This is a genomic window from Bacillus cereus group sp. MYBK195-1 (genome assembly GCF_051916605.1).
Classification (GTDB): domain Bacteria; phylum Bacillota; class Bacilli; order Bacillales; family Bacillaceae_G; genus Bacillus_A; species Bacillus_A cereus.
Genome location: NZ_JBQAGZ010000001.1, coordinates 44,958 through 65,634, shown reverse-complemented (window position 1 = coordinate 65,634; position 20,677 = coordinate 44,958). Strand labels below are relative to the sequence as shown.

Here is a 20,677-nt window from a genome sequence, read left to right as displayed (position 1 = left end):
TTCATCGACTCCTTACATAACCTCATATTCTAAACAAATTATACTGATTAAAAATAAAGATTAGGTAAAGATAATATGAAAATAAATTAAAAAAGCGTAGCATGCATTATCTACGCTTTTTTCGGTAAGTAAAAGTAAAATAATACACCGTCTTCTGTATTTTTCACTCCATATTCAGCATCGTGTAATTCTAAAATATTTTTAGAAATAGCAAGCCCCAGTCCCGTCCCACCTTGTGAACGCTGACGAGCTGTATCCACGCGATAAAAACGATCCCAAATTTTATCTAATTGTTCTTCTTCAATGTGAGTACCTTTATTTTCAATACAAACTTTTATACGATTCTTCTCATCTATTGTAGAAATAATAATATCTTCTTTATTTGGTGTATAACGTATGGCATTCGTAATGAAGTTCACGATGACTTGTTCAATCCGGCCTTGATTTGCAATCACTTCAAATGAACATATATTTTTATGAACATGAAGTTCTTTTTTCTCTATTTCCACAGATAGATGTTCACATATATCTTCAATTACTGTATCAATATAAAACGAATCCTTTTTCATTTTATATGTACCAGATTCAAATTTAGCTAACTCAAGCATATCCAAAATTAAAGTATCCATTTTGTCTACTTCTCTTTCCATTGCCTGAAAATAATACTCTTTTTTATGTTCAGCTACTCCATCTTTTAAAATAGAAATACAGCTTTTCATAATACTTAGCGGTGTTTTTAATTCATGTGAAACACCAGAAATGAATTCTTTTCGCGTCCTTTCTAACTTTCTTTCCTTTTCAATATCTTCTTCTAACTGTCCAATATGGGAATGGAGTTTATTTGATAGCACATTAATATTTTTCGATAAATCCCCAATTTCATCTTTTGAAGTAATTGGTATTTTTTCTGTAAAATCTAATTGTGCTATTTTCTTCGTCGTATCATTTATTTTTAATAACGGTTTGGCAATTTGTTTTGAGTAATAGAACGAAGCTAAAAAAATAAGAACGACTACAAATGCAATGATGTAGATATAGTAATCTTGCACCATTTGTACAGCTTCATCTACGGGCTGTAAAGAAGCCATCGCATAAATATATGTTACTGATCCGTCTTTTTCTTTTATTGGTTTCATTAATAATTTATATTTTATATCATTCTTTTCATAGTCCATTGTTTGTGTTGTATATTGTATGTGTTTGTTCTCTTTTAATAATAAATCAGTTTGAAATTCTTTTATGTTATCTAAGAAGATGCCATTTTTATAAATTGGATTCACAGGACCTTTTACATCTGGTAACTGTACTTTTGTAACACGTCCACCTATGTAAACATTTGATTCTTGAGCAGCTTGCTCCTGAACAGCTGGTTTCTTTTCCTTAACAAGTTGTTCCTCAGCTGCTCTCTTTTTCTCCTCATTTAATTTACTCATTTTCTCATTAAATGCTTTTTCTAACGGTTTATTAGATCCACTTAAATTCTGCTTAGATAAAGAAAAAGAGAATGGAATAAAACTATCTTCTTTTCTCACTCCAGAAAAATAAATTTCTTGCCCTAAAAACTGCTCTGATAATTTATTATCAATTTCCTCTATATTGACGAGATTACCTAAGGGAATTTTAAATATTTGTTGTCCAAAGCTCTTTTGTTGCCTACGATCTATCGTTACTTCAAAATAAAAATCATCTGCATGTTTTAAATTCCCGTTCTTATCTAATGTCGTAATCCACGTATTATTTTCTCTTAAAAAGTCTTGCTCTAGTTTCTGAATTTCTTCTGCATTTCCTGCATAATTTAAATAATTCTTCTCAAAGGAATTTAAATTTACTTTAATATCTTCCACTTTTCGATTCGCATAATATTGTTTAAAAAATATCGTTTGTCCAATAAATATCGTCGCTAAAATCAACATACATAATGCTGTTGTAAGAGTAAATAATTTTAGTACAATTCCTTTCTTCATACATTCCCCTCAAATTTATAACCAGTTCGTACTACAGTTGTAATATACTTTGCTTTCTCTCCTAATTTATTTCTTAAATTACGAATATGGCTATTCACCGTTCGATCATCGCCAGCAAATTCATATCCCCAAATTCTTGAAATGAGTTGCTCTCGCGTTAAAACGATTCCTTGATTTTTCATGAAATACACCAATATTTCAAACTCCGTATGCGTTAAACTAACATCTGCCTCATCAACAGTAACAGTACGCGACGGAAAATGGACATGGATGCCATGAATCGATAACGTATCATCTTCGTTCTCTAAAGGTTTCTTCGATGCTTTTCTACTTTCTAATAATCGTTTCGCTCTTGCTAATAAAATTGGAGGACTATACGGCTTCGTCACATAGTCATCTGCTCCAAGTTCAAAACCAAGTAACGTATCGTCTTCATCTACGCGCGCCGTCAGCATAATAATAGGCACCTCGGACGTCTTCCTAATCCTTCGGCAAACAGACCATCCATCGAGTTCTGGCAACATAATATCTAAAATAACTAAATCAACCTCTTCTTCTTCAAATACAACTAAAGCCTCTTTCCCGTCCCTCGCTTCAAACACTACATATTGTTCACTTAAAAAATAATCTTTTAATATTTCACGTAATATGTCTTCATCTTCAACAATTAAAATGTTTTTTGACATAACTTATATATCCCCCTCTCGCTTTCAGAAACTATAATTTCACTTTGAATAACTGCCAGTTAACTTCGCCTCGATAATATATCTATCTGGTGCATCCCCTATATAATCAAATGGGTAACAAGTTGTCAGTGTTAATATCGGTTCTTCTTTTTTTATAATAACAGTACGATCATCCGCATGAGTAATCCATGTCTTTTGAATTTCATATGTGTACGTTTTATTATCATACTCTAAAACAAGGGTATCCTTTTCTTTCAACTCTTCTAAATCTGTAAATACAGTATCTCGATGTCCACTCAGTACAGTATGTCCCCCTCCAGATGGAGTTGTCGTTAAATCACTAACGAACATACCCACTCCTTTTTTCAAAGTCGTATCATCTGCTCCCCAATATATAGAAAACTTCTTCTTTATTTTCGGTATGTTTAACATCGCTACCTTTTCTCCTTCTTTATGTTCTGTTTGAGAAGAAGGCACTTGAGAAGTTACAGGTGTTTCATGAGAAAGTTGAGTATCTTGTATATTTTTAAGGCTCTTTATTTCTTCTGCCGTTAATTGCCCGGCAGAGCTTTTTCCTTTATACCATTCCACAGCGTAATAGGACCCCATGAATAGGCCTATAGCCATCAATATGATACCGATATAATTAAGTAACTTCATTCTTCATCCCTCCATGCCAAAAATGGTAGGAGTAACCTACCATTTTTAATATATGAAATTATCCCATTCTTTATAGGAAAATATTTTATTTATGCTTTAATCTTATTGCGACGATTCAAACCAAATAATGTACCTACCGCTACAAGACATGCACTTAATCCCATCATTACTACATTATTTGATGCTGTATTTGGTAATTTTTCACCTTGTACAACTGGCTTTGCTTCTTCTTTTTTAGCTACTTCATTCTTTTGCTCGGCTTTTATCGCTGCTTCTTTTTTAGCCATATTGTTTTTTAACTGTTCTTGCGCTATTCTCTTTTTCTCTTCTTCACTTTTTTTCTCAGCTTTTATTGCTTCCTCTTTTTTAGCCATATCATTTTTTTCTTGTACTTGTGCCGCTTGCTTTTTCTCTACTTCACTTTTTTGCTGTTCCTTAATTGCTTCTTCTTTTTTAGCTTTATCCTGTTGTACTTGCGCTTCTTCTTCCTTTGTTACTGTTCCAGTATCCGCACTCGCTACTGAAGAATATCCTACTGTTAAAAGTGCCATTGCACAAATTGGTAATAGTTTCTTTTTCATTTTCACTCTCTCCTTATATTTTATTCACATCAACTCGCATCGGATGTATTACTAGAATAAGCAAGAGATATAAATATAAGATGCAGATGAAATATATTTCATTTAAAGATTTCATTGTAGAAAAAGAAAAAAACATCGCAATATGTACGATGTTTTTTTCGGGTGTGTGTCTCAATTATTTACATGTTACTTTCGCGTGATTTGGAAGTAGAACGGGCCGGAGCGATAACTAATTGTCTCGGCTCAGTTTTCTTGAAGTGATTTTTGACGTTACACTTACGACGTTGAACAACCCACGCTTTAATAGGGTTTGTTAAAATAATCTTTTGCTCTTCGTTAGGGGCCTCTTCTTCAAACCTACAACTCTCGCTCCATTTATTCCATTTCATTGTAAATTTAGAAGAAGAATGATCATCTTCACGATCAAACAAGTGCAAAAAATCCATTTTTCCATCTAGCATTACGGTGTTACTAGTCGCTAAAAAAGAAAAGGTCGTCCAACGTTTCTCCATGCCCTCCTACTCCTTTTTCACATATAGAGTGCCTAAAACTTAATTTACCTAAAATATGCTTGCCTTTTACCTTACACCCATAGTTTATCCAAAATGCTCTTATGCAACTATCGATTTGCCTTACAACTACCTTACATTTTTGTAAGAAACAAAAAAACCTTCACTCTATATAATGAAGGTTTCTTACTTTTTATCTATATGATCTCTCATATCATCAAGTCCAGCTTCTTTTAGCTGCGACATCATACCGTGCGAAATTGCTCCTAACACTAAAGTCATTCCAATTAATGAAATACGAATCGCAGGTACATCAATTACGTAAGCCAACAGGCCAAGAACAATTGTTAAAAGTAATGCTTTTATAAATGTTACACTTGTGTACTGTTTCTTCTTCATCATATTCACCCTTTATGGAAGCGTTTTCTTAATATACTTAGTATATCATATCATCAGATGATTTTGTCGTTACCTTTGTAAAAAATTACTATCTCCTTTGACTTTTTCTATTCTATCCTTTACAGTCGAAATGTTCATAAGTTTTACACTGTAGGAGGATTACAATGAATATTGAAATAAAAGACACTTTAATTTCTGAAGAACAATTACAAGCAAAAGTTAAAGAATTAGCACTTCAAATCGAACGTGACTTTGAAGGAGAAGAAATCGTAGTTATCGCAGTATTAAAAGGTTCATTCGTATTTGCTGCTGATTTAATTCGTCACATCAAAAATGATGTAACAATTGACTTTATTTCTGCATCTAGCTACGGAAATCAAACAGAAACAACAGGAAAAGTGAAACTACTAAAAGATATCGACGTAAACATTACTGGGAAAAACGTAATTGTTGTAGAAGATATTATCGATTCTGGTTTAACACTTCATTTCCTAAAAGACCACTTCTTTATGCATAAACCAAAAGCACTCAAGTTCTGTACATTACTTGATAAGCCAGAACGTCGTAAAGTAGACTTAACAGCTGAATATGTTGGCTTCCAAATTCCAGACGAATTCATCGTTGGATACGGTATCGACTGTGCGGAAAAATATCGTAACTTACCATTCATTGCTTCAGTTGTAACGAAATAATCGTATAACTTAAAAAATCGATAGTACATAAAATGTATATCGGCGATTTTCAAAATATATCGACCGTAACTCAAATTATATCGGCGATTTTTTTAATATATCGATTTACCGACAATAACTGACAATCTTAGCACCCAATTAATAGGGAGAAGCTGTTCTAAAATACATGGGAACAGCTCCTTTCTTTCCATTTACAAACTACAGGGAGAGATGAAATATGACAAAGACAAAATTTGAAAAAGTACTCCTCATCGTAAATCCGAAAGCTGGTCAAGGTGACTTACATACAAATTTAACGAAAATCGTACCACCTCTTGCCGCAGCTTTTCCTGATCTACATATCCTTCATACGAAAAAACAAGGTGATGCAACAAAATATTGCCAAGAGTTTGCTAGTAAAGTAGATTTAATTATCGTCTTTGGTGGTGATGGAACAGTATTTGAATGCACAAATGGCTTAGCACCTCTCGAAACTAGACCTACACTTGCAATCATTCCAGGCGGAACTTGCAACGACTTCTCTCGCACACTTGGTGTTCCGCAAAACATTGCAGAAGCGGCAAAACTTATTACAAAAGAACACATAAAACCAGTTGACGTTGCAAAAGCAAACGGACAACATTTCTTAAACTTCTGGGGCATTGGACTCGTATCTGAAGTATCAAACAATATTGATGCAGAAGAAAAAGCAAAGCTTGGTAAAATCGGTTACTACTTAAGCACAATTCGAACTGTCAAAAATGCTGAAACATTCCCAGTAAAAATCACTTACGATGGACAAGTATATGAAGACGAAGCTGTCCTTGTCATGGTTGGAAATGGTGAATATCTTGGCGGTATTCCATCCTTTATTCCAAACGTAAAATGTGATGACGGAACACTTGATATTTTTGTAGTCAAATCAACAGGTATTCAAGCATTTAAAGATTACATCGGAAAGAAACTATTTGAAGACTCAAATGAAAATGACATCTTCCACGTAAAAGCGAAATCCATTCATATTGAAACGAAAGAAGAAAAAGAAGTAGATACAGATGGAGAAAGTTCGCTTCATACACCTTGTCACATTGAATTATTACCAGGACACTTTACAATGATTTATAATCCTGCGGTTGTGTAATAAAAAAACGAGTGCTAGCACTCGTTTTTTCTCTTCTAATCTAGTTATATTGTTGGATCATTTCCTCTATTTCTTTAACTCTCTCTAAAGTAATTCCATTTCTTTGTTCGATCGCTAAAGGATGCTCGGTTGGCTCTAATTCAACATACGGTGCCATTCCAACTTCTCTTATATGTACATTTGTTTTTAAATTTAATGTTTCTGGATAAACTGGTATTTCTACAGATAACCAACCAAAATAAGGATCACTATTTTCTCGGCCTCTCTCATCCCACTTTTCTAATACTTCATCATAACTTTCTTTACTAAGTGATACCCACACAGTCCAAATAAAATTTTCGTGGTAATCAATGATAGGAATCTCTAAACATCCTCTAATAAAATAATGCTCATCATCCATTACACAAAGATCTGATGTTAAATGGAAGCGTCCCTCTCTTTCATGGGGCGCTACCTCGTAATAATAATATGGTGCTTCACTTCCGTAGCATAAAGGAAGTGTAAAATGACTCATTTGTACTTTTTCTCCAGATTTTCTTCTTCTTTTCATTTATTATTCTTTCTCCTATCTTTTTCAGTCACAATCAAACTCCACCCAATTTTTCCAATGCGTATTAGCATTTTCAGTCACAATAACACTTGGATCTTTCTTCTCTATTGCAGCGGCTACTGATTGGAAGAATTCATTTTCACTTACTTTTTCGTCTTCAACATGTTTCCATTCTTCCGTTTCATACGCTACTTCCCAGTCGCCTTCTAAACCGAACTCTTCTAAAATTTCTTCTTTATCCCACCACAATAATTTTTGAGCTTCTTCATTAGTAGCAAGCATACGCATAAAGTATGTTGGATAATGCTCTTTCGTTTGTACTTCTATTCCATTATTTATATAATCCTCTTTTGTAAATTCATATTCAAAATGATGCTCGCGAATTTTTAAACTGCCGTTATAAATATTCGGTATAAATTCACCTTCATCATCAAACAACTCATAATCACCATTATTTAATTGTAAAATGCAATCATCACCCATTGAATGAGTAATTCTATCGCCATATACTTGAATATCATTACATACACCTAATGAACCTACACCAACAATTTGAAACACCATTAGCCAATCCTTAGCATCTTTAAAGAAAAGAGAGAATTTCACTTGTGAAATATCCATATATTCATTATCAAAGGCAGGAAATTCATAGTTACTTTGCTTTTTATCTAATAGTTTTAAAATATCTTTTTGCATATGTATCATCTTCACCCCGATATAAACAAAAATATTTTTTTAATTTCACTAGAGTATAACATAACCATACTTACCTGTGACGTTCTAATAAAACTACTAAAAAATAGAAGAATGGCTTGTTTGCATACTCTAGTTCTTTTTATGTACAATGAAGGAAAGAAGCACCTTCATATAAGGGAGAGGACAAACTTTGTTCAACCAACAGTTAGTTAATTTACGCATTGATTTTGCATTTAAACAATTGTTTGGTACGAATGGTAGCGAAGATATTCTAATTGCATTTTTAAATGCTATGTTACAAGAGTCTTTAGAGTCGCCCATTGCTTCTCTACAACTAGAAGATCCACATTTACACAGGGAATATGAAGAGGATAAGTTATCTATTTTAGACATTTCAGCAACATTAGACACAGGAACAAAAGTCAATGTAGAAATACAACTCAATAATAATCACGATATGGTTAAACGCAGTTTATATTATTGGGGAAGACTATACACATCTCAACTACAAAAAGGGATGCCCTACAGTGCACTTCACAAAACCATCACCATAAACTTACTAAACTTCGTAATGTTTTCGGAACACCCAGCCTTCCAAACAACAAGCATATTATGGAATACACAACAACAAAAACTCCTGAGTGACGACATTGAAATCCACATTATAGAAATTCCAAAGTTAACTGAACAATGGCATGAAGAAAAAGTAAATCCGTGGAAAGATCCATTTGTTCGTTGGCTTTTATTGCTTTCAGCAAATGAGGATGAGCACTTAACTAAACTATTGGAGGATATTGCTATGAACCAAGACCCTATTTTACAAAAAGCGATAAATAAATGGGAACGTATGAGTCAAGATTCATCTTTCCGACAAGCCTATGACGCAAGGGAGAAAGTTTTAATGGATGAAGCAGCAAAATTCGCCCATGCAGAGACAGAAGGAATAAAAAGAGGAATGGAACAAGGGATGAAACAAGGAATTAAAAAAGGCATTGAAAAAGGCATTGAACAGGGCATTGAACAAGGTCGAAAAGAAGGAGTTCAGCAGGGAAAAATTCAAATGATTAAAAATATGTATGATCTTGGTATACCACTTGAAACGATTGCTAAGGCAAGTAAATTAAGTTTGCATGAGATTGAGCATATTTTAGGACATAAATAGTAATAAAAAAAGAGCTTGAATAGTTTCAAGCTCTTTTTTTATCAACTCTCCTCAATATCATCCAATTGAGTCTTATAACATTCATCACACTCTGGCCTAGTAGGAAGAATCCCTCTGTCATCAGGTAATAAAACCCTGAAAACTTCTCGATCCATCTCTACGAAAGACTTCATAATAATGGGATATCCTTCAATAATATTCGTATACTCAATCCCTTGTTCAAACTTTTTTCCGCTCTTTATTTCTTCTATTATGGTACAAAAAACACTATGCGCGAATTCAGGATCCATATTTAATGCTATTTGTAAATCTTGATGATTAAATTTATCTCTTAGACCATGCGTATGATAATTAGCATGGATGCCATCAATATCTTCTGCTAATATGCTATGCATGTACCATCCATACTCTTGTAGCATATTTCCTTCCCATTCATCTGCATCCTCTTCTAAATCTTCATCAAACAAATTCGGATCATACCACACGTCCTCGTAATCTCCAGCAATTAAAAATCTCCAACCAGGTGGTAACCCTAAATACTTCTTTATTTCAGGTGCCCATTCATCAATATGTTGAACGTGTAACGGAAGAAAGAAATCTTCTTCTGTCCCCATTTCTTCACCAGCCCAAATGTACCAACCTGTCGTTCCATTTTCTACAGACATTCGTAACCCATTAATCGGTGCGATACCATCTTTCACATTTTGCGCTATTCCTAATTTCAATTCATTCGTAGATTCTACATACTCCGCTTTATATTTATCACATATACTCCTCTGTTCTTTTATGTATTTTTCCATCCTTTTAGCACACTCCCCAATTTTTGAAAGATAGATTTCTTTGCCGAAGCACTCTCTAACTTCCATACCCCACACGAATTATAAAATGGATCCTCTTGTTCATAACGATTATCTATATAATGAGATAAAAGATACACTGGAGCATCTTCTGTGAAACTAATTGTATCCCCATCTTTCAAATTAGGTTTTTCCAATATATTATGTAGGTTAAAATCATTTAATAAATTTACAGCTACTTCCGGATCTATTCCTCCGTCTAAAACAACGTCTGGTAGATTAAATGCTTGCATTCCACATGAATAGTAGCCGTCCTCTTCATCTCCAACTAAAGTTACAAGGTGCGAATACATCGGGAATATTTCCTTATTCTCTGTAAGCTCTTGCCATTCTTCTTTCGAATAAGCCACACCTGCTGTTTCAACTTTTAAAGCAAGTCCACCTGCATTTAAAAGTTCCATTCCTACATCAATTACTTCTTGTACTCTCTCTGTATCGTCAACTTTTGCAATAACATACACTGTATAAGTATGCTTCTCCAACTCCTGAAGCAATTCTTCATCAAAACGCTCACCACTTGCATAGAAGAAAGCCTCTCTCAAAGAAGGGTCTTGTTCATATATATCAAATTCAAAGCCAATCCCTTTCTCCTTATGGTGCATAACATTTCCTGCTAACATATAGTTACTTTTACTCACAACTTCTTGTATTAATTCTGTTCTATCTTTCCATAAACCAGGTACTCCAATAACGATTTGTGTCTCCATCATATGCACTCCACTTCTCATCTATTTTCAATCTATTCTTTCAATCTTCCAAACTAAATTAGCTGGGATATCTTTCTCTAAGAAGGTTAACATCCGTACAGTTTAGGCATCCTACTATGATTAAAATCTCCAAATATAACACTCCATGTGTACATTTATATTTATTTTCGTTTACATACTATTGTTATTCATAATCCATTTTAGCTAATAAACAAACGAAAGAGAACTAGGTGGATTAATGTTTACTTAAAAATAAAAAGTCCGAAACTATATAAAGTGATTTCGGACTTTTTATTTTTAAAATATTAAATTACATTTCGAACAAAAAGGAGCTGAATTTCCTCTTCTAATTTTCGTATCACATTTTGGACAATATACATATCGTTCCTCTACCTTTTGTCGTTCTATCATGTGTAAGGATACTATTTTCATACTGCACATAATTCCAATTAAGATAAGGCTAAAAATGAGTAGCACAACGCTCTTCCTTCCTTAACTACTTACCTATATTTTACCATTAAATAAAGATAATTTTATACTTATAATCCTATCTTGTCCTTCATACTGGAAGAAACTTTCTTTACTTCTATTTACTCATCAGCGTGATTCTTTTTTGTCTATATAAATAAAGAATACCTGTAACTATAAAAACAATCACGCCAAAATACACGCCATATTCTATCGCGATCGCTACAATACTTTCAATATGTTTTCCAAATAAAGCACCGAGCACAAAGTAAACGAGTGTCCAAACAAATCCTGTCGTATAAGAATACAAAGCATACGTCTTAAATGACATGTTATTCATTCCAACTAAATACGGTACGATATGTCTTACAACTGGTATGAAGTAACTTGTGACTAACGCATAATGACCATACTTCTCTACCATTTGTTGAGATTTCAAAAGATATTTCGCCTTTTTCTTTTTCATTAGCTTATCAAGTACTTTCGTACCAAATATTTTCCCTAATATATAACCTAAAGAAAGCCCAGATACAACACCTAAATATGTTAATAAAAATGCAGGAATGACACTTAATATCCCTAGTGAAGATACAAAGCCACCACTCATTACGATCATTTCGTCTGGAATTGGCATACCGATAATACCTAACCATAAACAGAAAAATAATGCCCAATAACCGTATTGTTCAATATAAGATAATAATTCATGTAATTCCATTATGCATATGCTCTCCTTAGCTCTTTTTTACAGCTAAAGATGTACGCTGGTGGGAAATTGAGCCACACTTTCTCTAGCGTAATTTCTGGAAAGAAGTGCTGTATAAATCCTTTTTTCACAAGTGAATATTGAAATGTAATAAATTCACCATTCTCATGTATCCCTTCCATTACATTGTTTAAAATACGCTTTGAAACTTCTTCTGGTAAAGAGGTAAAAGGTAATCCCGATAAAACGTAATCCACGCATTCTATATTGAGATCTTCTATATACTTTTTTATATTTTCGGCTGAACCGTGTACAACAATGACGTTCTGCTCATCTTTAAATTTTCTCTTTAGCTCCTTGCAAAACACTTCATTAATTTCAATAAGAAGAAATATTGTTTCCTTCTTCTTTCTCTTCATAATTTCTTTCGTAAAGACTCCTGTACCAGGACCTAACTCTACAATGCATTTCGCTTTATTAAAATCAATTACATCTACCATTTTCTTTGCTAATATTTTTGAACTTGGCGCAATTGCACCAGTATGTTTCGGATGTTTAATAAATTCATGTAAGAATGTTATGAGTTGCATATAAACCTCTCCTCATTCGTTCAATAGTTTTTAACTTGTTTCTAAGTATAACTATTATTTCTTAACAAAAATTGAGGAGATTTCTTAAGATTTTATGAAGAATAAAAAAACAGCTATCGTCTCTAGCGATAGCTGTCCCTTATTACTTCGCACTCACGATCTTATAATAAGAACGAACCGTTAAGAAGTAATATCCAATATAAATCGCGCCGTATACTCCAATACTAATGAGAAGCGGAATCATAATTTCAAATGGTAATATATTTGACAAACCTTTTAGTGCAAATAAACTGTGTAAAATACCAATAATTAATGGAATAGCAAAGATAAAGCTCACTTGTTTTGCGATAGCTCTCTTCATCTCTTGCTTCGTTACACCAATTTTATGAAGAACAACGTAGCGATCACGGTCAGCACTTGCTTCTGTTAATTGTTTAAAGTAAATGATTGAGCCTGTTGCTAATAGGAATACTAATCCTAAGAATAACCCAATAAACATCATTAAGCCTGTTGTTTCAAGCCCCATTTGGAATCCTGTATAGAAATCGTTAAATGGTTTTAAAACTTCTGATTCTCCAGCTGGCATAATGCTTGCTAATTTTGCTGTTAACTCTTTACTATTTCGCTCACCTTTTACATCAATATTTTTTACAGTACGCGTTTCGTTTACTTGTTTCACTTGCTCATATGTTTTATCAGGAACGATTACAAATAGTTCATTTAAATTTGTAAGGCTTCTATTATTTACACCTTTAATTTTTAATTCTTTTGACTCGTTTCCAACAGGGAATACAGCTGTATTTCCTGTATAAAGAGGACCAAAATCAAGTTTCTCAATATATAGGCTATCATATACGAAAGCTTCATTCGCACTTAAATTTACAGGCTCTACATCTAAATGTTTCACAAGTGTATTAAAGCTTGATTGAGAAATAAGCTGGTACTGATTCGTAACATTATAGTGTGTGTTCAGAACTTGATCAGCTCTTTCACCTTTAAATGTTCCCTTCACAGGAATCATTTCAACTTCTGATTCATATGTGACTGGGTGATTATTCTTCTCTCCAGCAAGTATTTCATTTACTTTTTTATCTAATGCTGCATCTTTTTTCTCATAGGAATAACTATACGGCGCAGCAACTTTTGATTGCGTAAATGTGTTGTAATACATCGTAACTGACGTACCAACCGCTGTTAATGTTACCGCACTTAAAATAGCGATTGTCGCCAGTGATTTCGCATTTCCTTTAATACGATATAGTAACTGCGATGTCGTTACCATATTCATACCATTATAAAATGCTGACTTATTATTTCTTGCACGTTTCAATACAAATACTGTGAAGAACATGAACAGTAAATAAGTCCCTGCTACTGTCGCTAATAAAATATATAATGCAACGACCATAAAGTCTGCATACATAACTGCTTTCATGTACATTAATGCTAAAAAATAACCTGAACCGATTAAGAAAACTGAAATTAATGCCATGATGACAGATCCTTTTGGCATTGCTTCTCCTTCACGTTCTGCACGGAAAAGTTCAATTAACTTAAAGCGATAAATTAAACGATATCCTTGAAGTGATGTATATAAAATAATCACAAAGAAAATAATTGCTGTATCAATAATGGCAGCCACCGGTACTTCAAAATGAACGTTTAAATTTAATCCCATCATATTTACTAATAACTCAAGGAATAATTTTGAAAGGACACTACCGATCGCAATCCCAATTACTAATGACATTAATCCCATTAACATATTTTCATAAAAGAGCATTTTACCAATTTGTCTTTTCCGAATACCTAGTAAAGAATATAATCCAACTTCTTTTTTACGTTTACGTGTAAAGAATCCGTTCGAATATATAATAAACACTGCTACGAAAATGATAAGCATCACACTGGAAACTTGAAACGCACCGCTAATCTTTTTAGAAGCTTCTGCTGCTTTTTCCATTTGTGAATTATATTGCAGTGCTTTAAATGTGAAATAAATAACGATACTAAAAATCATAGATGCAAAATATACAAAGTAGTCTTTAAAGTTCCGCTGTATGTTGCGGAGGGCAATGCTAGATAAGGTCATCAGCCATACCTCCAGAAATAGAAGACATTACGTCAACAATTTTTTGGAAGAACTGTTTACGCGTCGATTCACCGCGGTGTAATTCTTTATAGAGTTCACCATCTTTAATGAAAATAACTCGTTTACAATAACTTGCTGCAAATGCATCGTGCGTTACCATTAAAATTGTTGAGTTATCATATTCATTTAACGACTTCATACTTTCAAGTAAATCTGTTGCAGATTTAGAATCAAGTGCTCCAGTTGGCTCGTCTCCGAAAATCATACTTGGATTCGTAACAATTGCACGCGATGCTGCACAGCGCTGCTTCTGCCCACCAGATACTTGATATGGGAACTGACTTAAAATATGATCAATACCGAATTTCTTTGAGATTTCAAGAACGCGGCGATCAATCTCACTCGCTTTCACCTTTGATAACGCAAGTGGTAAAGCGATATTCTCTTTCACCGTTAACGTATCTAATAAGTTATAATCTTGGAAAATGAAACCTAAATGATCACGGCGGAATAACGCTAACTTATCATCATTCATCTTTACAATATCTTTTCCATCAATTAAAATTTCACCGTTCGTCGCATTATCAATTGTAGAAAGAACATTTAGTAAAGTCGTCTTACCAGAACCAGAAGGTCCCATAATTCCAACGAACTCACCTTCTTTTACTTGTAAGTTAATACCTTTTAACGCTGCAAATTTATTCCCACCCGTGTCGTACACTTTTTCAATATTTTTTGCTTCTAACACTGTTTTCATCTCGACATCCCTCATTTCTTCTATTCTCTATTTTCAACTATATACACTCTCTACTCTTGCCACTATCGATGTTTCTTACACAAACATGACAGTTATGTAAGACGCATAAGTAAAGATATAAAAATTTAACCTACTGAACAAAAGTACTTTGTTACTATAACATTGGGATATCATACCATCCATTCATTCTCCTTACAGGAACATTACAATTTTGTAAGGTTAAAAATGTCCCCTACAAAGTTGTGCACGAAATGTCGGATGGAGCTATTTCGTTCCTGCTATTCTATGTACAGAGGAGGTCATAATATGGATTCACTTAAAAATATGAATACTGCAATGCGCTATATTGAAGATAACCTTACGAATGAAATTGATTTTAAAGAAGTTGCGAGGCTAGCTCTCTGTTCTGAGTATCACTTTAAAAGAATGTTTTCGTTTTTAGCAGGTATATCACTATCTGATTATATTCGCTGTAGACGTCTTACTCTTGCTGCCTTTGAACTAAAAGATAGCAATGCAAAAGTCATTGATGTCGCTATAAAATATGGCTACAACTCACCAGATTCATTCGCTCGTGCATTTCAAAACTTGCACGGTATAACACCTTCTGAAGCCCGAAATAGTAGCCGTTCTTTGAAAGCTTATTCACCAATGACCTTCCAGTTATCCATTCAAGGAGGAAATGAAATGAACTATCGAATTGAAGAAAAAGAGCCATTTCGAATTATAGGTATTACAAAACGAGTACCAATTGTTTTTAACGGTGTAAATGAAGAAATTGCTTCTATGTGGAAAAGTTTAAACCCAGAGTCTATTCAAACATTAAAGTCCCTTTCAAACATTGAACCTACTGGAATTATTAGTGCTTCTACTAATTTTTCTGAAGGAAGAATGGAGGAAAAAGGCGAACTCGATCACTATATTGGAGTAGCCACAACAAAGGATTGTCCAGAGGAGTTTAAACAGCTTGAAGTTGCTGCTTCAACATGGGCTATATTCGAAGCTGTCGGTCCATTTCCTGATGCACTACAAAATGTATGGGGACGTATTTATTCTGAATGGTTCCCTTCTTCGAACTATGAACTAGCGGAAGGACCGGAGATATTGTGGAATGAAAGCAAAGACGTATCCTCTCCGAATTTCAGAAGCGAAATATGGGTACCTGTTTTAAAAAAGTAATATAAGAGTCTAACCTTTTCAAAATAAAGAAGCTACTCTTCCTTTTTAAAGGAAAAGCAGCTCCTTTATTTTATACTTCTTCTCGACTCGTTCTTATACAAGAAAATAGTAATAATCGTAAGCACTATAATAACTGCAAAAGTAAATACTCTGTAGTTCGAGATAGTAGCAGTACCAATTAACAAGGCAGGTATAACCGCCACAATTAAGCCACCAAACATACCAACAAACGATCCTATACTTTGTTTTACTACTTGAGTTTCTGATACCCAATCATAATAACCAAATCGATTATTAATGAAAATCCCCCATACTGCTGAAAATAATGAATATGTTATCGGTGTTATTACGATGAAAAGAGAGCTCCAAACATCTAGCTTTAACCCGATTATCAGTAATACAGCACTAATAAGTGATGCAGGTATACTCAATGAAAGATTCATAAGAATTTTACTATCATAAATCATCTTTGGCGCTATAGGCAATGATTTAATAATCCATACATTTTTTCCTTCTAAAGACAATGACACACATGTTGTACATGTCATCGAAATCGCTGCTGCAATAGCAAATGGAGCAATCTTTTGCAACAGGGGCTCAATTCCAGGATACGCTATTAATTGGCTTGGTCCTACTACAACTATAGCTAGCGAGAAAGCTAGCGCCATCACGACTCCCATTCCACTATTTATGACATACACTGTAGAAGAGAAGAAACGTTTCAGCTCTTTTTTATACAATGCGACCAATACACTCTCTTTTTTCATGCTATTAATCTCATAATTTGAAAGCATATGATAAGTGGTGATCCCTGTGTTTATTTGCTTATATTTTAACGAAAGTATTTTTACAAAAAGATAATACCAAATCACTGATATCCCCACGAATAAGATGAAAGCTACCATATCAGCATTAACAATTGCTTTTTGAAACATGTTAGCTAATGGATACACTTTAGTTAATTGCTCCGAAACAATTGCACCAATTCCGTTCATATCATTAAGGCTATATTGAGCATTTCCGTTTTTTAGCATAAAGGAACCGAATGTAATAATTACTATAAAACTTAAAATCGTAGTTATTTTATTCGTATTTTTAAATTTAGAAGCGATTGCCGTAATCGAAGCTCCAAAGATTGCTGCGATTGTTGTTGGGATTAAAGATGCTATAAACATACTGATGAACCACATAAAGTAAAAAGAAACTGATGGATTTTCATGTATGCAATACACAACTCCCATTGGTAGCATGATTATGATTGAAAAGATTGTATTCAGCAAGTATAAATACAAAAACCTACTTGCAATAACAGTACTTATGCGAATCGGCAATGACATTAAAAAGTCGTAATCCTTAAAAGCAAAAATTTCTCCATTTGCCTTAAATATAGTGAAAAACAACGTTAATACACTGCTAATAACTAGTGCATAGACGGGAATAATTTCACTAATTCCTATTTTTATCAATCCATATGCCGAAGCTCCGCAATATAACATTAACATGACACCAACTAGAGCAATAGATACTGTCAGCAAAATCTTATTCTGCTTCTTTCTCTTATCTTTTTCGTATTTAAAGGTGTTTAAACCGAGCTGCGTTATCAACCGAATTTTCAAAAGACCTAAACTATTAGTATTCATTAGCAAGCTCCTTCATAAAGAGCTCTTCCAATGAGCCTTCCTTTATTAAAGAATTTACTTCTCCTGAAAGTGCTAATTTCCCTCTATTAATCATCGCTACTTTATTACATAACTTCTCAGCTACATCTAAAACGTGCGTAGAAAAGAAAATCGCACTTCCTTTTTCACAAAGCTCTTTCATAATACCTTTCAATACTACGGCTGCCTTTGGATCAAGACCAACGAAAGGTTCATCTAAAACTAATAATTTCGGTTTATGTAAAACCGCCGATATAATCGCTACTTTTTGTTTCATACCGTGTGAATAAGAAGATATTAAGTCCCCTAAGTACGGTGTAATCTCAAAAGCATCCCCATACTTCTGTATCTGTTCTTCCCGATCCCTCGCAGGCACTTTAAACACATCCGCAACAAAGTTCAAATATTGAATTCCTGTTAATTGCTCATATAAATCTGGATTATCAGGAATATACGCCATTACTCTCTTACATGCAATCGGATCCTTTTTTACTGAATGTCCATCAACAAAAATTTCACCCTCTTCAAAATCTATAACTCCTACTAACGACTTAATTGTTGTACTTTTCCCCGCACCGTTATGTCCAATAAATCCAAAGATATCCCCTGCTTTAACAGTAATATTCAAATGATCAACTGCTTTCTTACCGTCTTTATATGTCTTGCTAAAATTTATAATTTCTAACATGTAAATCCCCCCAAATCACCTTTTCGATTGAATTTTCAGACCTTAAAACGAAAAATTTACTCAGTGAGCTTTTCATTATTCCCACTGAGTATTAAAATCTCTTAAAACATAGAAACTATAAATATAAAATTTGACTAATATAGCTCACATTTGTATTTCTTTTTTATACAAAACGTAAGAATATAAATTCGTTATAATGACAGCAACTACTATAATCCCAAGCATCATATAAGTTCTCCAATCAGCCGGAGCGAAAACACTTATAATCATAATAATTCCTAACGCCACAAATACTTTTCCGCTAAACCGATGTGTTTTCCGCCATACTTCTTCATTACTTAACGTCCATGGATTACGCATCCCAACAAAAAAGTTTGGCTTACACTGTGGTAAATAATTACCCATTACTAAAAATAAAACACCAACTAATAATTCAGGCACCCGATTAATGAATAAGTTATATCCTAATCCACTTGTAATAATATCTATATTTCCTACAAATAGTAGCAATAGTACACCATTATTCATCATCATAAAGGCTTTAGAAAATTTCTCGTAATTTGCTTTTCTTGGATCAATCTTTGGTATCACATTTAGAAATATATATAATGCAATCATAATTCCGACCATAGAAATCATTCCGTAAAATTTAGAAGAATATCCATCTACCTTACCGCCGCTCCAATGCGTTGCAATTGTATCCGGCAAATGTGGCCAAGCAAACGCCCAAGCTAAACAAGTTATAACAATTAATAAGATTGCAAAAAGATGTTTTTTCATTTCCCCTCTTCCCCCTTATTCGTAAATGTAAACACCCAAGTTAATAAATCTTGAAAGACAGTTGTGTTTAAAGAGTACACAACAAATTGCCCTTTCTTTTCATCTTGAATAAGTTCAGCATTTTTAAGTGCGCTTAAGTGGTGTGAAATACTTGGTTTTGTCATATTGAAATGTTCAGCGATTTCACCAGCGGTTAAATCACCTTCTTTTAATAAGTCTAAAATTTTTCGCCTTGTTGGATCTGCTAATGCTTTGAATGCTTGATTCAATGTCTTTCTTCCTTTCGATAATTAGACATTTAGATATTTATCTAAATATTAAACCGATTACTGTTATTTGTCAATTGTATCCAGTGCCCTTTTTACTTTTCTCACTTTTAACCTATACTGTTTACTAGCTTATCTTTCAACATAATGAAAAGACTTGAAACACATGATACACTATAGCTACAATTGTTTTTCTGAGGAGGAATATACATATGTATAAAATTTTAATCGTTGAAGACGATCCAAATATTTCATCATTACTGCAATCTCACATTCAGAAGTACGGTTATGAAGCTGTTGTTGCAGAGAATTTCGATGATATTATGGAATCGTTTAACGCTGTGAAACCACATCTTGTTTTACTTGATGTAAACTTACCGAAATTCGATGGTTTCTATTGGTGCCGTCAAATTCGTCATGAATCTACTTGTCCAATTATTTTCATTTCAGCGCGTGCTGGTGAGATGGAACAAATTATGGCAATTGAAAGCGGTGCGGATGATTACATTACAAAACCATTCCACTACGACGTTGTAATGGCAAAAATTAAAGGACAATTACGCCGTATTTACGGTGATTATGCACCAAATATTTCTGAACGTATCGTTGAAGTAGAAGGTTTAAAACTATTCCCAGAACGTCCTGAAATTCACTTCGGATCTGAACAAGTTCTTTTAACGAAAAAAGAAGCTATTTTAGCTGAAATGTTATTATCTAAATTCCCTCGTACAGCAAGCCGTGAAGATTTATTAGCTGCGCTTTGGGATGACGAAAGCTTCGTTGAAGAAAATACATTAAACGTAAACATTACGCGTCTTCGTAAAAAGTTTAATGAGCTTGGTATTGAGAACTCTATTGAAACAGTACGTGGACTTGGATATCGCTTTAACGCAACTTGGAGTGAATAAGC

Annotated in this window: 24 protein-coding genes; 5 read left to right on the top strand and 19 right to left on the bottom strand. The window is 33.7% G+C overall.

Going from position 1 to position 20,677, the window contains the following annotated elements:
• Positions 1-110: 110 nt before the first annotated feature.
• From ACTFRY_RS00380 to ACTFRY_RS00355, 6 genes are all read right to left on the bottom strand, one after another.
• Positions 111-1,964 (bottom strand): sensor histidine kinase, encoded by a 1,854-nt coding sequence (locus tag ACTFRY_RS00380; protein ID WP_098616309.1) that lies wholly within the window; start codon positions 1,962-1,964, stop codon positions 111-113.
• Positions 1,961-2,650, bottom strand: a complete 690-nt coding sequence (locus ACTFRY_RS00375; protein ID WP_000041848.1) for a response regulator transcription factor — start codon at positions 2,648-2,650, stop codon at positions 1,961-1,963. Before ACTFRY_RS00375 ends, ACTFRY_RS00380 begins: the two co-directional genes overlap by 4 nt.
• Positions 2,651-2,689: 39 nt before the next feature.
• Positions 2,690-3,310, bottom strand: a complete 621-nt coding sequence (locus ACTFRY_RS00370; protein ID WP_000771572.1) for a class D sortase — start codon at positions 3,308-3,310, stop codon at positions 2,690-2,692.
• Positions 3,311-3,399: 89 nt separating this feature from the next.
• Positions 3,400-3,891, bottom strand: coding sequence for an LPXTG cell wall anchor domain-containing protein (locus ACTFRY_RS00365; protein WP_016118782.1), 492 nt, complete (start codon positions 3,889-3,891; stop codon positions 3,400-3,402).
• A 179-nt stretch (positions 3,892-4,070) separates the two neighbouring features.
• Positions 4,071-4,403, bottom strand: a complete 333-nt coding sequence (locus ACTFRY_RS00360) for a hypothetical protein (RefSeq protein WP_000415613.1) — start codon at positions 4,401-4,403, stop codon at positions 4,071-4,073.
• A gap of 183 nt (positions 4,404-4,586) precedes the next feature.
• Positions 4,587-4,802, bottom strand: a complete 216-nt coding sequence (locus ACTFRY_RS00355) for a hypothetical protein (protein ID WP_002001286.1) — start codon at positions 4,800-4,802, stop codon at positions 4,587-4,589.
• A gap of 161 nt (positions 4,803-4,963) precedes the next feature.
• Between ACTFRY_RS00355 and hpt the strand changes: the two genes are divergently transcribed.
• Both hpt and ACTFRY_RS00345 read left to right on the top strand, forming a co-directional pair.
• Positions 4,964-5,491, top strand: coding sequence for a hypoxanthine phosphoribosyltransferase (hpt, locus tag ACTFRY_RS00350; protein ID WP_001019296.1), 528 nt, complete (start codon positions 4,964-4,966; stop codon positions 5,489-5,491).
• 217 nt (positions 5,492-5,708) lie between these two features.
• The gene (locus ACTFRY_RS00345) at positions 5,709-6,611 is read left to right on the top strand and encodes a diacylglycerol/lipid kinase family protein (RefSeq protein ID WP_000167901.1); all 903 of its coding nucleotides are present in this window, start codon (positions 5,709-5,711) and stop codon (positions 6,609-6,611) included.
• A gap of 40 nt (positions 6,612-6,651) precedes the next feature.
• Here the strand turns inward: ACTFRY_RS00345 and ACTFRY_RS00340 are convergent, their stop codons facing one another.
• Complete coding sequence (locus ACTFRY_RS00340; RefSeq protein WP_044796407.1) at positions 6,652-7,161, bottom strand: DUF2199 domain-containing protein; 510 nt, start codon at positions 7,159-7,161, stop codon at positions 6,652-6,654.
• Between the two features lie 24 nt (positions 7,162-7,185).
• Complete coding sequence (locus ACTFRY_RS00335) at positions 7,186-7,857, bottom strand: DUF7003 family protein (protein WP_044796446.1); 672 nt, start codon at positions 7,855-7,857, stop codon at positions 7,186-7,188.
• Between the two features lie 190 nt (positions 7,858-8,047).
• Here ACTFRY_RS00335 and ACTFRY_RS00330 point away from each other — a divergent pair, with 190 nt between their 5' ends.
• Positions 8,048-9,019 (top strand): Rpn family recombination-promoting nuclease/putative transposase, encoded by a 972-nt coding sequence (locus ACTFRY_RS00330; protein WP_074596441.1) that lies wholly within the window; start codon positions 8,048-8,050, stop codon positions 9,017-9,019.
• A 41-nt stretch (positions 9,020-9,060) separates the two neighbouring features.
• Here the strand turns inward: ACTFRY_RS00330 and ACTFRY_RS00325 are convergent, their stop codons facing one another.
• From ACTFRY_RS00325 to ACTFRY_RS00295, 7 genes are all read right to left on the bottom strand, one after another.
• Positions 9,061-9,819, bottom strand: a complete 759-nt coding sequence (locus tag ACTFRY_RS00325) for a DUF4262 domain-containing protein (protein ID WP_044796405.1) — start codon at positions 9,817-9,819, stop codon at positions 9,061-9,063.
• A complete protein-coding gene (locus ACTFRY_RS00320) occupies positions 9,804-10,583 on the bottom strand; it encodes a DUF4261 domain-containing protein (protein ID WP_136986279.1) in 780 nt (259 codons plus the stop codon). Before ACTFRY_RS00320 ends, ACTFRY_RS00325 begins: the two co-directional genes overlap by 16 nt.
• A gap of 297 nt (positions 10,584-10,880) precedes the next feature.
• The gene (locus ACTFRY_RS00315) at positions 10,881-11,060 is read right to left on the bottom strand and encodes a hypothetical protein (RefSeq protein ID WP_001986677.1); all 180 of its coding nucleotides are present in this window, start codon (positions 11,058-11,060) and stop codon (positions 10,881-10,883) included.
• A 109-nt stretch (positions 11,061-11,169) separates the two neighbouring features.
• Positions 11,170-11,769: a DedA family protein gene (locus ACTFRY_RS00310; protein ID WP_000418924.1), complete on the bottom strand. Its 600-nt coding sequence runs from the start codon at positions 11,767-11,769 to the stop codon at positions 11,170-11,172.
• Entirely contained in the window at positions 11,769-12,347 is a 579-nt protein-coding gene (locus ACTFRY_RS00305; RefSeq protein WP_001176052.1) for a class I SAM-dependent methyltransferase, read from the bottom strand. The genes ACTFRY_RS00310 and ACTFRY_RS00305 overlap by 1 nt, the downstream gene beginning before the upstream one ends.
• A 142-nt stretch (positions 12,348-12,489) precedes the next feature.
• Positions 12,490-14,439, bottom strand: coding sequence for an ABC transporter permease (locus ACTFRY_RS00300; RefSeq protein WP_044796400.1), 1,950 nt, complete (start codon positions 14,437-14,439; stop codon positions 12,490-12,492).
• Positions 14,426-15,196, bottom strand: coding sequence for an ABC transporter ATP-binding protein (locus ACTFRY_RS00295; protein WP_000859655.1), 771 nt, complete (start codon positions 15,194-15,196; stop codon positions 14,426-14,428). Before ACTFRY_RS00295 ends, ACTFRY_RS00300 begins: the two co-directional genes overlap by 14 nt.
• Before the next feature lie 306 nt (positions 15,197-15,502).
• Between ACTFRY_RS00295 and ACTFRY_RS00290 the strand changes: the two genes are divergently transcribed.
• Positions 15,503-16,375 (top strand): AraC family transcriptional regulator, encoded by an 873-nt coding sequence (locus tag ACTFRY_RS00290; protein WP_000377726.1) that lies wholly within the window; start codon positions 15,503-15,505, stop codon positions 16,373-16,375.
• A gap of 65 nt (positions 16,376-16,440) precedes the next feature.
• Here ACTFRY_RS00290 and ACTFRY_RS00285 read toward each other — a convergent pair whose 3' ends face one another.
• The 4 genes from ACTFRY_RS00285 to ACTFRY_RS00270 all read right to left on the bottom strand — a co-directional run bounded on the left by ACTFRY_RS00285 (position 16,441) and on the right by ACTFRY_RS00270 (position 19,770).
• Positions 16,441-18,015 carry a hypothetical protein gene (locus ACTFRY_RS00285; protein ID WP_044796399.1) on the bottom strand — a complete coding sequence of 525 codons (1,575 nt, stop codon included), beginning with the start codon at positions 18,013-18,015 and terminating at the stop codon, positions 16,441-16,443.
• Complete coding sequence (locus ACTFRY_RS00280; RefSeq protein WP_000889756.1) at positions 18,005-18,721, bottom strand: ABC transporter ATP-binding protein; 717 nt, start codon at positions 18,719-18,721, stop codon at positions 18,005-18,007. Before ACTFRY_RS00280 ends, ACTFRY_RS00285 begins: the two co-directional genes overlap by 11 nt.
• Before the next feature lie 144 nt (positions 18,722-18,865).
• Positions 18,866-19,501 (bottom strand): SdpI family protein, encoded by a 636-nt coding sequence (locus ACTFRY_RS00275; RefSeq protein WP_000716347.1) that lies wholly within the window; start codon positions 19,499-19,501, stop codon positions 18,866-18,868.
• Positions 19,498-19,770: an autorepressor SdpR family transcription factor gene (locus ACTFRY_RS00270; protein ID WP_001070531.1), complete on the bottom strand. Its 273-nt coding sequence runs from the start codon at positions 19,768-19,770 to the stop codon at positions 19,498-19,500. The genes ACTFRY_RS00275 and ACTFRY_RS00270 overlap by 4 nt, the downstream gene beginning before the upstream one ends.
• Before the next feature lie 209 nt (positions 19,771-19,979).
• On the opposite strand from ACTFRY_RS00270, the gene ACTFRY_RS00265 reads away from it, so the two are divergent.
• Positions 19,980-20,675: a response regulator transcription factor gene (locus ACTFRY_RS00265; protein WP_000276738.1), complete on the top strand. Its 696-nt coding sequence runs from the start codon at positions 19,980-19,982 to the stop codon at positions 20,673-20,675.
• Positions 20,676-20,677: the final 2 nt, after the last annotated feature.